The 11700-nt window shown below is 66.3% G+C and carries 13 protein-coding genes; 4 read left to right on the forward strand and 9 right to left on the reverse strand.

Annotated elements, in window-relative coordinates; genetic code table 11:
- Positions 1–263 precede the first annotated feature (263 nt).
- Positions 264–938 (reverse strand): RlmE family RNA methyltransferase, encoded by a 675-nt coding sequence (locus ACNI65_RS11845; protein WP_416763226.1) that lies wholly within the window; start codon positions 936–938, stop codon positions 264–266.
- An 18-nt stretch (positions 939–956) separates the two neighbouring features.
- On the opposite strand from ACNI65_RS11845, the gene ACNI65_RS11850 reads away from it, so the two are divergent.
- Positions 957–1433 carry a YhbY family RNA-binding protein gene (locus ACNI65_RS11850; RefSeq protein ID WP_416763228.1) on the forward strand — a complete coding sequence of 159 codons (477 nt, stop codon included), beginning with the start codon at positions 957–959 and terminating at the stop codon, positions 1431–1433.
- A gap of 60 nt (positions 1434–1493) precedes the next feature.
- Here ACNI65_RS11850 and ACNI65_RS11855 read toward each other — a convergent pair whose 3' ends face one another.
- The 5 genes from ACNI65_RS11855 to ACNI65_RS11875 form a co-directional block, all read right to left on the reverse strand.
- Positions 1494–1931, reverse strand: coding sequence for a DUF4149 domain-containing protein (locus ACNI65_RS11855; RefSeq protein WP_416763229.1), 438 nt, complete (start codon positions 1929–1931; stop codon positions 1494–1496).
- A gap of 11 nt (positions 1932–1942) precedes the next feature.
- A complete protein-coding gene (greA, locus tag ACNI65_RS11860; protein WP_416763231.1) occupies positions 1943–2422 on the reverse strand; it encodes a transcription elongation factor GreA in 480 nt (159 codons plus the stop codon).
- A gap of 83 nt (positions 2423–2505) precedes the next feature.
- A complete protein-coding gene (gene carB / locus ACNI65_RS11865; RefSeq protein WP_416763232.1) occupies positions 2506–5772 on the reverse strand; it encodes a carbamoyl-phosphate synthase large subunit in 3267 nt (1088 codons plus the stop codon).
- Positions 5773–5790: 18 nt separating this feature from the next.
- Positions 5791–6951 carry a glutamine-hydrolyzing carbamoyl-phosphate synthase small subunit gene (gene carA / locus ACNI65_RS11870; RefSeq protein WP_416763233.1) on the reverse strand — a complete coding sequence of 387 codons (1161 nt, stop codon included), beginning with the start codon at positions 6949–6951 and terminating at the stop codon, positions 5791–5793.
- Between the two features lie 250 nt (positions 6952–7201).
- Complete coding sequence (locus tag ACNI65_RS11875) at positions 7202–7603, reverse strand: GlcG/HbpS family heme-binding protein (RefSeq protein WP_416763235.1); 402 nt, start codon at positions 7601–7603, stop codon at positions 7202–7204.
- Positions 7604–7708: 105 nt separating this feature from the next.
- Here ACNI65_RS11875 and ACNI65_RS11880 point away from each other — a divergent pair, with 105 nt between their 5' ends.
- Positions 7709–8404 (forward strand): Bax inhibitor-1/YccA family protein, encoded by a 696-nt coding sequence (locus tag ACNI65_RS11880; protein ID WP_416763236.1) that lies wholly within the window; start codon positions 7709–7711, stop codon positions 8402–8404.
- A gap of 89 nt (positions 8405–8493) precedes the next feature.
- Here ACNI65_RS11880 and ACNI65_RS11885 read toward each other — a convergent pair whose 3' ends face one another.
- The gene (locus ACNI65_RS11885; protein ID WP_416763237.1) at positions 8494–8820 is read right to left on the reverse strand and encodes a hypothetical protein; all 327 of its coding nucleotides are present in this window, start codon (positions 8818–8820) and stop codon (positions 8494–8496) included.
- Positions 8817–8939, reverse strand: coding sequence for a hypothetical protein (locus tag ACNI65_RS11890; RefSeq protein ID WP_416763238.1), 123 nt, complete (start codon positions 8937–8939; stop codon positions 8817–8819). Before ACNI65_RS11890 ends, ACNI65_RS11885 begins: the two co-directional genes overlap by 4 nt.
- Before the next feature lie 339 nt (positions 8940–9278).
- On the opposite strand from ACNI65_RS11890, the gene ACNI65_RS11895 reads away from it, so the two are divergent.
- Complete coding sequence (locus ACNI65_RS11895; protein ID WP_416763239.1) at positions 9279–9500, forward strand: hypothetical protein; 222 nt, start codon at positions 9279–9281, stop codon at positions 9498–9500.
- 167 nt (positions 9501–9667) lie between these two features.
- Here ACNI65_RS11895 and ACNI65_RS11900 read toward each other — a convergent pair whose 3' ends face one another.
- On the reverse strand, positions 9668–10984 hold the full coding sequence (locus ACNI65_RS11900) for an MFS transporter (RefSeq protein WP_416763614.1): 1317 nt from the start codon (positions 10982–10984) through the stop codon (positions 9668–9670).
- 149 nt (positions 10985–11133) lie between these two features.
- On the opposite strand from ACNI65_RS11900, the gene ACNI65_RS11905 reads away from it, so the two are divergent.
- Positions 11134–11613 (forward strand): carboxymuconolactone decarboxylase family protein, encoded by a 480-nt coding sequence (locus tag ACNI65_RS11905; protein WP_416763240.1) that lies wholly within the window; start codon positions 11134–11136, stop codon positions 11611–11613.
- The last annotated feature ends 87 nt before the right edge of the window (positions 11614–11700 follow it).

Consider the following 11700-nt stretch of genomic DNA (forward strand, 5'->3'; position numbering starts at 1 on the left):
CCCTGGGCAGCGGACTTTCACGGCATATGGGGCGGATTCTAGGCCAGTCAAGTCCCAGGATCTGATTGGCATTCCCACACGCCACGATAGATATTGCCACGCCCTCGGCCGATCAAACCCCGCAAGCAAGGGCGGTCTTGACGCTTGATCGGGCCTTGGATCGATGTCGAACCGCCAGCGCGCCAGCCAGATCGACCTCTGAGCGCATCAATCGCCACACATCGGGCTTCACGGCGTTCGCCATTCGAATGGTTCAGCCGTGTTCAGACCTTCTTCAGTCCGATGCCGACGAGGAAGTTCTCCGACGAGCGCTCGCGCGACGCCTTCGGCTTGCTGGTCTTGACCTTCTTGAACTGCGCGCGGAAGGCATGCACCAGTTGGTCATACCCGCTGCCATGAAAGACCTTGGCAACCAGCGCGCCTTCCGGCTTCAGGTGCTGCTGCGAGAAGTCCAGCGCCAACTCGATCAGGTGCTCCATGCGCGCGGCATCCGTGCTCTCGATGCCCGAGAGATTGGGGGCCATGTCGGACACCACCAGGTCCACCTTGGCGCCGCCGAGCATAGACTCGAGCTGACTCAGCACCTCGTCCTCGCGGAAGTCGCCCTGGACGAACTCGACGCCCTCGATGGGCTCGAACTCGAGCAGGTCCAGCGCGATGATCCGGCCGTTCAACTGCCCGACCGCCGCACCGCCCGCACCCGCCTCCTTCGGCGCGAAGCGCCGGCGCAGGTATTGGCTCCAGGCGCCGGGCGATGCGCCCAGATCGACGACCACCTGTCCAGGACGGATCAGCTGGAATTCCTCATCGATCTCCTTGAGCTTGTAGGCAGCCCGGGAGCGATAGCCCTCTTTCTGGGCCAATTTCACGTAGGGATCATTGACGTGGTTGTTCAACCACGCCTTGTTCACCTTCTTGCTTTTGGTATCGACTTTCATTGCACGGATAATAGGCAGATGCCTGCTATTCAATTGACCCCTGCCCAGCGCAAGGAAAAACGCGCCGACGCACACCATCTCGACCCGGTCGTGATGATAGGCGCCGATGGCCTGACGGCTGCCGTCACCAAGGAGGTCGACGCCGCGCTCAAGGCCCACGGCCTGATCAAGGTCCGCGTCATGTCGGACGATCGCCAGGGCCGCGAGGAGTTCCTCGCCACGCTCGCCGAGCAGCTCGACGCCGCCCCCATCCAGCACATCGGCAAGCTGCTGGTGCTCTGGCGCCCGATGCCGGAGAAGGAAAAAGTCGTCAAGGACGATGCCCGCTCGGCCCCCAAGATCGTGAAGATCGTGAAGTTCTCGAAGAGCGGCAACAACCGTCCGCAGATCAAGAAGGTCACCGTGCTGGGCAACCAGCGCGTCACCCAGGGCGGTGAGGTCAAGCGCGCCAAGAAGCCGCGCCAGACCAGCGTCAAGAAATCCAGCCAGGGCTGACACCAGCCCCTCGGCACCAACAGAAAGACGGCCCGCGGGCCGTCTTTTGCGTTGGATGCCTCAGGATCGCGTCGACACGCTGACGCGCCAGGCCAGCGCCAACACCACCAGCGTCCTCAGGCCGAAGCAAACCAGCGACACCGCATGCAGCTGAAGAAAGGTCCAGCTGCCCTGCCCTTGCCGCGCCGCTTCCATCATCGGTTGCAGCGCGTAATAGCCGGCCGCCGTGAGCCCGATCGCCACCAGCGGCAGCCAGAAGCCCGGATTCATCGCCGATCCGCCGACCACCCCATCGCGATGCAGACGCCGCTCCATCAGGATCAGCAACACGCCCGCGGCGAGCGCGAAGCGGGCGTCCATCTCGAACAGCCGCGCCACATACTTGCCGGCCATCGCGCGCTCCAGCGTCGCGAAGGCATTGGGCGCCGCCAGCAACGCGACGGCGAGCAGCTCACCCGCCCACAAGGCGGCCAGCAGCGCGCGAATCCGCAGCAGCATCGGCGAGCGCCTCAGAGGTAGCGGACGTCGACGATCTCGTAGCGCTTGATGCCGCCCGGGGCCACCACCTCGGCCACGTCGCCGGCTTCCTTGCCGATCAGCGCACGCGCGATCGGCGAGCTGATCGAGATCAGCCCCTGCTTCAGATCGGCCTCATCGTCGCCGACGATCTGGTACGTGACCTCGTTGCCGGACTCTTCCTCTTCCAGGTCGACGGTCGTGCCGAAGACGACCTTGCCGCCGGCATCCACCGACGACGGATCGATCACCTGCGCCGAGGACAGCTTGCCTTCGATCTCGATGATGCGGCCCTCGATGAAGCCTTGCTTGTCCTTGGCGGCCTCGTACTCGGCGTTTTCGGACAGGTCGCCCTGCGCGCGCGCTTCGGCGATCGCGTTGATCACGGCATGCCGCTCGACCGTCTTGAGCCGATGCAGTTCTTCCTTGAGCTTCTCAGCGCCGCGCTTGGTCAATGGGATCGTCGTGGCCATGTCTCTAGAACCTTGAAAAACAAAACAAACCGCCGCTGCCGCTCAGGGTCGCTGAGCAGCGGCGGCGGAATGGATGGGCCAGTTTAATGCAGTTCCGCGTGCAGTTCCTGCAGCGATTGCACCAGGAGTCCATCCTTGTGCTTCATGCCCTCGACCGCGGCCTCGCAGCCGGCCATCGTCGTGTAGTACGTCACCCGGTTGGCCAGCGCGGCCTGACGGATGTGACGGCTGTCGGCGATGGCCGCGCGGGTCTCGTCGACCGTCGTGAACACGAGCTGGATGTCCCCGCCCTTGATCATGTCGACGATGTGCGGACGGCCGTCCTTGACCTTGTTGACGACGCGCACCGGGATGCCGGCGGCCTCGATGGCCGCGGCCGTGCCCTTGGTCGCCACCACGCCGAAGCCCAGCGCCGCCAGGTCACGCGCCAGCGCGACGGCCCGATCCTTGTCGTTGTTCTTGACGGTGATCAGCACGTTGCCCTGACGCGGCAGGCGCGAGCCCGCGCCCAGCTGGCTCTTGAGCATCGCCTCGCCGAAGGTCCGGCCGGCGCCCATGACCTCGCCGGTCGAACGCATTTCCGGGCTGAGGATCGGATCCACGCCAGGGAACTTGTTGAACGGGAAGACGGCTTCCTTGACGCTGAAGTACGGCGGCTGGATCTCCACCGGCGGCTTGCCCGCGGCGCCCTTCTGGTCCTTGAGCTTGATGCCGGCCATCGCGCGCGCGGCAATCTTGGCCAGCGGCTGGCTGGTCGCCTTGGACACGAACGGCACCGTGCGCGAGGCACGCGGGTTGACCTCGAGCACGTACACCGTGTTCTCGGCCAGACCCTTGGTGACGTCGCCCTGGATGGCGAACTGCACGTTCATCAGGCCCACGACCTTCAGCGCATGCGCCATAGCGGCCGTCTGGCGGCGCAGCTCGTCCTGCAGTTCCTTGGACAGCGTGTACGGCGGCAGCGAGCACGCCGAGTCACCCGAGTGGATGCCCGCGGCCTCGATGTGCTCCATGATGCCGCCGATCATCGTGTCGGTGCCGTCGCAGATGCAGTCGACGTCCACCTCGACCGCGTCCTCCAGGAAGCGGTCCAGCAGCACCGGCGACTTCTCGCTCACGCGCACGGCTTCGCGCATGTAGCGCTCGAGGTCCTTGTCGCCGTGCACGATCTCCATCGCGCGGCCGCCCAGCACATAGCTCGGACGCACGACCAGCGGATACCCGATCTCGTTGGCCAGGGCCACGGCCTGGTCCTCGTTGCGCGCCGTGCGGTTGGGCGGCTGCTTCAGACCCAGCTCATGCAGCAGCTTCTGGAAGCGCTCGCGATCCTCGGCGACGTCGATGGAATCGGGCGTCGTGCCGATGATGGGTACGCCGTTGGCCTCGAGGTCCAGTGCCAGCTTCAGCGGCGTCTGGCCGCCGTACTGCACGATCACACCGACCGGCTTCTCCTTGGCGACGATCTCCAGCACGTCCTCGAGCGTCACCGGCTCGAAGTACAGGCGGTCCGACGTGTCGTAGTCGGTGGAGACGGTCTCGGGATTGCAGTTGACCATGATGGTCTCGTAGCCGTCCTCGCGCATCGCCAGCGCCGCGTGCACGCAGCAGTAGTCGAACTCGATGCCCTGGCCGATGCGGTTCGGACCGCCGCCCAGCACCATGATCTTCTTCTTGTCGGTCGGGTTGGCCTCGCACTCCTCGTCATACGTCGAGTACATGTAGGCGGTCTGCGTCGCGAACTCGGCGGCGCAGGTGTCGACGCGCTTGTAGACCGGGCGCACGTTCAGCGCATGGCGCGTGTTGCGCACCTCGTGCTGGTTCGTGCCCAGCAGCTTGGCCAGGCGCTTGTCCGAGAAGCCCTTCTTCTTGAGCAGGCGCAGCTCATCGGCCGACAGGCCGGCCAGTTCGCGGCCCTTCAGGCTTCGCTCGATCTTGATCAGCTGCTCGATCTGGGCCAGGAACCACGGGTCGATCTTCGTTTCCTCGAAGACCTCGTCCAGCGTCATGCCGATGCGGAACGCGTCGCCCAGGAACAGGATGCGCGACGGACCGGGTTCGCCGATCTCCTGCACGATCTCCTCGCGATCGGTGCTGACCTCGGACAGGCCGTCGATGCCGGTCTCCAGGCCGCGAAGCGCCTTCTGGAAGGATTCCTGGAAGTTGCGGCCCATGGCCATCACCTCGCCCACCGACTTCATCTGCGTCGTCAGGCGCGAGTCGGCCATCGGGAACTTCTCGAAGGCGAAACGCGGGATCTTGGTGACGACGTAGTCGATGCTGGGCTCGAACGACGCGGGCGTGATGCCGCCCGTGATGTCGTTCTTCAGCTCGTCCAGCGTGTAGCCGACGGCCAGCTTCGCGGCGATCTTGGCGATCGGGAAGCCGGTGGCCTTGGAGGCCAGCGCCGACGAACGCGACACGCGCGGGTTCATCTCGATGACGACCATGCGGCCGTCGACCGGGTTGATCGAGAACTGCACGTTGGAGCCGCCGGTGTCCACGCCGATCTCGCGCAGGATCGCGATCGAGGCGTTGCGCAGCAGCTGGTATTCCTTGTCGGTCAGCGTCTGGGCCGGAGCCACCGTGATCGAGTCGCCGGTGTGGATGCCCATCGGATCCAGGTTCTCGATCGAGCACACGATGATGCAGTTGTCCGCCTTGTCGCGGACCACTTCCATCTCGTATTCCTTCCAGCCGATCAGCGATTCCTCGATCAGCAGCTCATTGGTCGGCGACAGGTCGAGGCCGCGCTTGCAGATCTCCTCGAACTCCTCCGGGTTGTAGGCGATGCCGCCACCGGTGCCGCCCAGCGTGAAGCTGGGGCGGATGACCATCGGGAAGCCGCTGCCGCCGATCTCGGCGTGGATGCGCTTCTGCACGGTCCACGCCTCTTCCATCGAATGCGCGATGCCGGAGCGGGCCGAACCCAGTCCGATCTTGGTCATCGCGTCCTTGAACTTCAGACGGTCCTCGGCCTTCTCGATCGCGTGCTCGTTGGCACCGATCATCTCGACCTTGTACTTGTCCAGCACGCCGTGCTTGTGCAGGTCCAGCGCGCAGTTCAGCGCGGTCTGGCCGCCCATCGTCGGCAGGATCGCGTCAGGACGCTCCTTGTCGATGATCTTCTCGACGACCTGCCAGGTGATCGGCTCGATGTAGGTGACGTCCGCGGTGTCGGGGTCCGTCATGATCGTCGCCGGGTTGCTGTTCACCAGGATGACCTTGTAGCCTTCCTCGCGCAGCGCCTTGCAGGCCTGGGCGCCCGAATAGTCGAACTCGCAGGCCTGGCCGATGATGATCGGGCCGGCGCCGATGATGAGGATGCTTTTGATATCAGAACGCTTGGGCATAACTCGTCTCCCCCTTCATCAGGCCTTGGACATCAGACCGATGAAGCGGTCGAACAGATACGAAATGTCGTGCGGGCCGGGGCTCGCTTCCGGGTGACCCTGGAAGCAGAACGCCGGCTTGTCGGTGCGGGCCAGGCCTTGCAGCGTGCCGTCGAACAGGCTGATGTGCGTCGGGCGCAGGTTGGCCGGCAGCGTCTCGGGATCGACCGCGAAACCATGGTTCTGGCTGGTGATGCTGACGCGGCCGTTGTCCAGGTCCTTCACCGGGTGATTCGCGCCGTGGTGGCCGAACTTCATCTTGAAGGTCTTGGCACCGGAGGCCAGCGCCATGATCTGGTGACCCAGGCAGATGCCGAAGGTCGGGATGCCGGCCTCGATCAGCTGCGCGGTGGCCTTGATCGCATAGCCGCAAGGCTCCGGATCGCCGGGGCCGTTGGACAGGAAGACGCCGTCGGGCTCGAGATCGAAGACCTCGGAGGCCGGCGTCTGCGCCGGCACGACGGTGATGCGGCAGCCGCGCGAGGCCAGCATGCGCAGGATGTTGCTCTTCACGCCGAAGTCGTAGGCCACGACGTGGAACTTGGGCGCGGTCTGCTCGCCGTAGCCCTTGCCGAGCGTCCACTCGGTCTCGGTCCAGGTCTCGCGCTCGGTGCGGCTGACGACCTTGGCCAGGTCCAGGCCGGCCATGCTGGGCGCGCCCTTTGCGGCGGCGATGGCCTCGTCGACGTGTGCTTGCGTGATCTGCTCACCGGCGGCCAGCGCCAGGATGCAGCCGTTCTGAGCGCCCTTCTCGCGCAGCACGCGCGTCAGGCGGCGCGTGTCGAGGTCGGCGATGGCGACGGTCCCTTCGTCCTTCAGGTACTGGCGCAGCGTGCGGCCCTTGCGGAAGTTCGAATCGAGGACCGGTGCCTCCTTGATGATCAGGCCAGCGGCAAAGATCTTCGATGCCTCGACGTCCTCATCGTTCACGCCATAGTTGCCGATGTGGGGATACGTCAGGGTGACGATCTGGCGGCAATAGCTGGGATCGGTGAGGATTTCTTGGTAGCCGGTGAGCGAGGTGTTGAACACCACTTCACCGACGGTCCGGCCGGCAGCGCCGAGCGCGGAACCCTTGAAGACCGTGCCGTCTGCCAGGGCAAGAATCGCGGGGGGAGCGGAAAGCAGATCGGGCAGCACGGGAAACTCCGTTGTTGTGCGCGCGCCCGGCTCTGCTTCAGGGCCCTGGATCGGCACCGGCACGCGCCGTGGACGGCTGGCGCGCGGGTGCGACCGGGTCTCCTGGGAGGGAGTCGATCCGTGTGGGGATCCGATGCGATCGGGGGTGAAGTGTGCGGGACGCGGTAGGTTGCGGGTAAACCTGACAAGTATAACCCGCCAGGGTATTCACGGAGAAGATTTGCGCAAACCGGACTACGTTCCGCGAACTTCAACCGAGCGCGGCGATACCCGCCTTGGCGATCTGCGCGTCCTCGGTCGACTTCACGCCGCTGACGCCGACCGCGCCGACGCAGAAGCCATCGACGATCACCGGCACGCCGCCCTCGAGCATCCCCTCCAGCGGCACGCTCAGGAAGGCATTGCGGCCGTTGTTGACGATGTCCTCGTAGACCTTCGATTCACGGCGGCCCAGCGCGGCGGTCTTGGCCTTGGCCGGCGCGATCACGGCGGAGGTCGCCGCGGCATTGTCCAGGCGCTGCAGCCACAGCAGATGGCCGCCGTCGTCGGCGATGGCGATGGTCACGGGCCAGTTGTTCTTGAGCGCCTCGGCTTCCGCGGCGGCGGCGATGCGCTTGACGTCGTCCAGGGTCAGGAAGGGCTTCTGTTTCATCTGCGGCCTCAAAGCGGTCATTGAAGGAAAGACGAGCACTTTAACGAAGCCTTAAGACCCGTGCCTACAATCAACGCCAACTCTCACTTCATGGGGCGCACGCACATGAACGACCGCATCATTGACCTCAACCCGGGCGGCTACGGCTCCTCGCTGTCCGCCGACCGCCAGCGCGTCCTGCGCAACACCTACGCGCTGCTCGCGCTCTCGCTGATCCCGACCGTCCTCGGCGCGTGGATCGGCGTGGCCACCGGCTTCATGGCCGCGATGGGCACCGGCATGAGCATGCTGGTGTTCTTCGCCGGCGCCTTCGGCCTGATGTTCCTGGTCGAGAAGACCAAGCACTCCGCCGCCGGCGTGGCCTCGCTGCTGGGCTTCACGTTCTTCATGGGCCTGATGCTGTCGCGCCTGCTGGCCGCGATCCTGGGCTTCAAGAACGGCGGCACGCTGATCATGACGGCCTTCGGCGGCACCGCCGCGATCTTCTTCGCGATGGCCTCGCTGGCCACCGTCGTCAAGCGCGACCTGTCGGGCCTGCAGAAGTTCCTGTTCGTCGGCGCCGTGATCGCGATGATCGCCGGCGTCGCCAACGCGTTCCTGCAATCGACCGGCGTGCACCTGGCGCTGCTGGTGGCCGTGCTGGGCATCTTCTCGGCCTTCATGCTGGTCGACGTCAAGCGCGTCATCGACGGCGGCGAGACCAACTACATCAGCGCCACGCTGAACATCTACCTGGACCTGTACAACGTGTTCACCGCGCTGCTGCAGCTGCTGGGCATCTTCGGCGGCGACCGCGACTGATCCTCGCCTCCTCCCAATGAAAAGCGCCTCGGTCTCCCGAGGCGTTTTTTTCATGGGCTGGCGTCAGCCGGGCATCAGGCGGGCGAGCGTCAGGTGCGATGCGCGACGACCGGCTTGATCGCGCCGGTGCCGATGAAACGGGCGTACTCGCTGCGTGGCATCAGCGCGCTCAGACGGGCGTCGCCGTCTTCCCAGCCCAGCGTGACGTCGAGCTCGTTGACCTCGACCTGCACGGCGCCCTGGCGGATCGTCATCAGCGGGCCGTCACCGGTCCGGTAGGTCACCTCGCCGCAGATGAAGGCCTGCTGGCTGAGCGGCGCCTCGTTGACCTCCTGGCGCTCGGCGGACGGCGCCACCGTGGAAGCGGTGGAGGCGTCGGCGGGATGTTCGGGCGGAAGGGGTGGTCGTGCGCTCATGTCAGGTCCTCCTGGGTCTCGTCCCACGCCAGCTCGTCGAGCCATTGCCAGAGCCGCAGCGCCAACGCGGTGGCGGAGCAGGTGGCCAGCGTCATCAGCATCAACATGTTGTCATCCATGGTGGGCCTCGAACCGGTGGGGAATGGGTTGCGATGACGAGATCCTCGCCGCCGCCGCACGCGGGGCGAAGCAGCGGGCACCTCGACGCGCTGTAGGCGCAGTCCCACGCGGCATCCGGCGCGCCTGACGGCGTCCGTGCAAAGCTACGTGAAGTCCCGGGCGGCGATCGACCGGACCGTCAACGCCCGCCAAACGCCTTCCGTTGTGCCCACAGGATGTAGGACGACGCCGGACACGGCCCACCGACCGGCACCGACACCGCGCACCGAGCTGCGCTGATGGGAAGTCCGATGGCCAGCGCCGATAGTGAAATCAAAGGAACTCACCAGGAGAACGACATGAGCCTCCAGATCACCGCAGACGCCAACGCGCCGCAGTTCGAGGTCCGTTTCGAGTCCATCTTCGACGCCGGCCGGGCGATGTCCTTCCCGTGCGACCCGCAGGGCCACGTCGACCTGGACAGCCTGCCCGCCCGCGCCCGCAACAACTACCTGTTCGCCCGCGCGATGGTGGGCAAGGATTACCTGCCGCCCGCCGTGCGCGGCCGCAACACGCATTGAATTGAACGCTCGGGCCCAGGCCGGGTCCGACGATCCGAGGAACGGCGCCACGGCTCTCAAGGCCGCCCGGCGCTCACCGGGATCGCCGTTTGCCAGATTCCGCTTGCATGACTGCATCCTCCCTGTTGCCGCGTCGCGCCCTCGGGCCGACGCGGCTCTTTTTTGGCTCAGCGAGCCGCAGGGGTGGCCGTCGCCGGTGACGCTTCCTCGAAGCGGTCGACCCGGCGCAGCGGCTTGAACAGCGCCGCCCAGGTCGCCACCACGCCCAGCGTGCACACCGCGCCGGTCACCGCGGCCGGCACCGCGCCGAGCGCCGCGGCCGCGCTGCCCGCGCGGAACTCGCCGAGCTCGTTGGACGAGCCGATGAACAGCATGTTCACGGCGTTCACGCGACCGCGCATCTCATCGGGCGTCGAGAACTGCACCAGCGCGCCGCGGATGTAGACGCTGACCATGTCGGCGGCGCCGGCGATCGCCAGCGCGCCAAAGGACAGCCAGAACGTCGTGGACAGCGAGAACACCAGGTTGGCCAGCCCGAACACGGCGACCGCCGCGAACATCGCCTTGCCCACATGGCGGTTGAACGGACGCAGGCTCAGGTAGAAACCGGCCGTGACCTCGCCCACCGCCATCGCGCTGCGCAGCGCGCCCAGGCCTTCCGGCCCGGCATGCAGCACCTCGTGCGCGTAGATGGGCAGCAGCGCGACCACGCCGCCGAGCAGCACCGCGAACAGGTCCAGCGAGATCGTGCCCAGGATGATGGGCCGCGAGCGGATGAAGTGGATGCCGGCGCCAAAGCGCTGCCAGATGTTGCCGCCCGCCGGGGCCGGCGGCGCCGCGAAACGAACCGGCACGGCGCCCACCAGCAGCGCGGTGCCCAGCACGAAGCAGGCCAGGCAGACCAGGAAGGTCAGTTGCGCGCCGCCGAAACCGTACAGCAGTCCGCCCAGGAACGGACCGCCGATGCTGGCCACGCGCAGCAGCATGCTGTTGGCGGCGATCGCCTGCGCGAGCTGCTCGCGGGGCACGATCTGCGGCAGCAGGCTCTGCAGCGCCGGTCCGGAGAACGCGCGCGAGCAGCCGAACAACACCAGCACCGCGTAGATGCCGGTCACGCCGGCGTGCCCATGGCCGGACAACCACCACAGCGTCAGGCTGCACAGCGCGCTGACGGCCCAACTGATCGCCAGGATCGGCTTGCGGCTGAAGCGGTCGATCATGTCGCCGGCCGGCAGCAGGAGCAGCAGCATCGGGATGAACTGCGCCAGGCCGACATAGGCCAGCGCGAGCGGTTGCCGCGTCAGGTCATAGACCTGCCACGCGACCACCACGGCCTGGATCTGCTGCGCGAAGACCGCGGCCAGCCGGCAGACCAGGAAGGCGGTGAAGCCCGGGTGGCGGAAGACGCTGGAGGAGGAACTGGCGGGAGTCGTTGCGGTCACGGCGTAGGGTGTTCGAGGCCTTCTTCGGCGGGCGTCGGGCAGTTTAGCCAGCCGATCCGGGACGCTGGGCGCTGGCCGCGCCGCCAGCGCCCTCGACATCGGGGCGATGTCACAACCGCGCAGGCTGGGTCGTCTTGTGGGGGAGGACACGACATTCCCCTTCCCAACCCGATCCTCACAAGGAGTGAACGATGAGCCAACGCCTGAACTACATGCAGCAGATGCCCGCCCCCTTCAAGCAGCTGGTGACGCTGTCGATGGGCCTCAAGGACAGCAGTCTGGAGCCCGAGCTGCTGCCGCTGGTGGAGATCCGCGCCTCGCAGCTCAATGGCTGCGCCTTCTGCCTGGACATGCACATCAAGCAGGCGACGATCGCCGGCGAGCGCCCGCTGCGCCTGCATCACGTCGCGATCTGGCGCGAGTCCCCGCTGTTCTCCGCCCGCGAGCGCGCCGCGCTGCTCTGGACCGAGACGCTGACCCGCATCCCCGAGGCCGGCGTGTCCGACGCCGTCTACGCCGAGGTCAGCGCCGTCTTCTCCGCGGCCGAGCTCACCGCGCTGACCTGGCAGGTGTCGACGATCAACACCTGGAATCGGCTCAACGTCGCTTTCCAGAGCGTGCCGGGCTCGCAGGACCAGGCCTTCGGATTGGACAAGGCAGGACTGATCTAAGCCTTTTGAAGGGCGACAACCAGCCTTGATGAGTCAGGCTCGCCTGATCAATGATCAAGGCTTGCTATCCCCGTTTTCGCGTGCAAC

It is taken from the genome of Roseateles sp. So40a, from assembly GCF_048081605.1.
Classification (GTDB): domain Bacteria; phylum Pseudomonadota; class Gammaproteobacteria; order Burkholderiales; family Burkholderiaceae_C; genus Roseateles.

Bases quoted from the DNA above. Each gene is read 5' to 3' on its own strand.
- ACNI65_RS11845 (WP_416763226.1), bottom strand. From the start codon at position 938: ATGAAAGTCGATACCAAAAGCAAGAAGGTGAACAAGGCGTGGTTGAAC.
- ACNI65_RS11850 (WP_416763228.1), top strand. From the start codon at position 957: ATGCCTGCTATTCAATTGACCCCTGCCCAGCGCAAGGAAAAACGCGCC.
- ACNI65_RS11855 (WP_416763229.1), bottom strand. From the start codon at position 1,931: ATGCTGCTGCGGATTCGCGCGCTGCTGGCCGCCTTGTGGGCGGGTGAG.
- greA (WP_416763231.1), bottom strand. From the start codon at position 2,422: ATGGCCACGACGATCCCATTGACCAAGCGCGGCGCTGAGAAGCTCAAG.
- carB (WP_416763232.1), bottom strand. From the start codon at position 5,772: ATGCCCAAGCGTTCTGATATCAAAAGCATCCTCATCATCGGCGCCGGC.
- ACNI65_RS11875 (WP_416763235.1), bottom strand. From the start codon at position 7,603: ATGAAACAGAAGCCCTTCCTGACCCTGGACGACGTCAAGCGCATCGCC.
- ACNI65_RS11880 (WP_416763236.1), top strand. From the start codon at position 7,709: ATGAACGACCGCATCATTGACCTCAACCCGGGCGGCTACGGCTCCTCG.
- ACNI65_RS11885 (WP_416763237.1), bottom strand. From the start codon at position 8,820: ATGAGCGCACGACCACCCCTTCCGCCCGAACATCCCGCCGACGCCTCC.
- ACNI65_RS11890 (WP_416763238.1), bottom strand. From the start codon at position 8,939: ATGGATGACAACATGTTGATGCTGATGACGCTGGCCACCTGCTCCGCC.
- ACNI65_RS11895 (WP_416763239.1), top strand. From the start codon at position 9,279: ATGAGCCTCCAGATCACCGCAGACGCCAACGCGCCGCAGTTCGAGGTC.
- ACNI65_RS11905 (WP_416763240.1), top strand. From the start codon at position 11,134: ATGAGCCAACGCCTGAACTACATGCAGCAGATGCCCGCCCCCTTCAAG.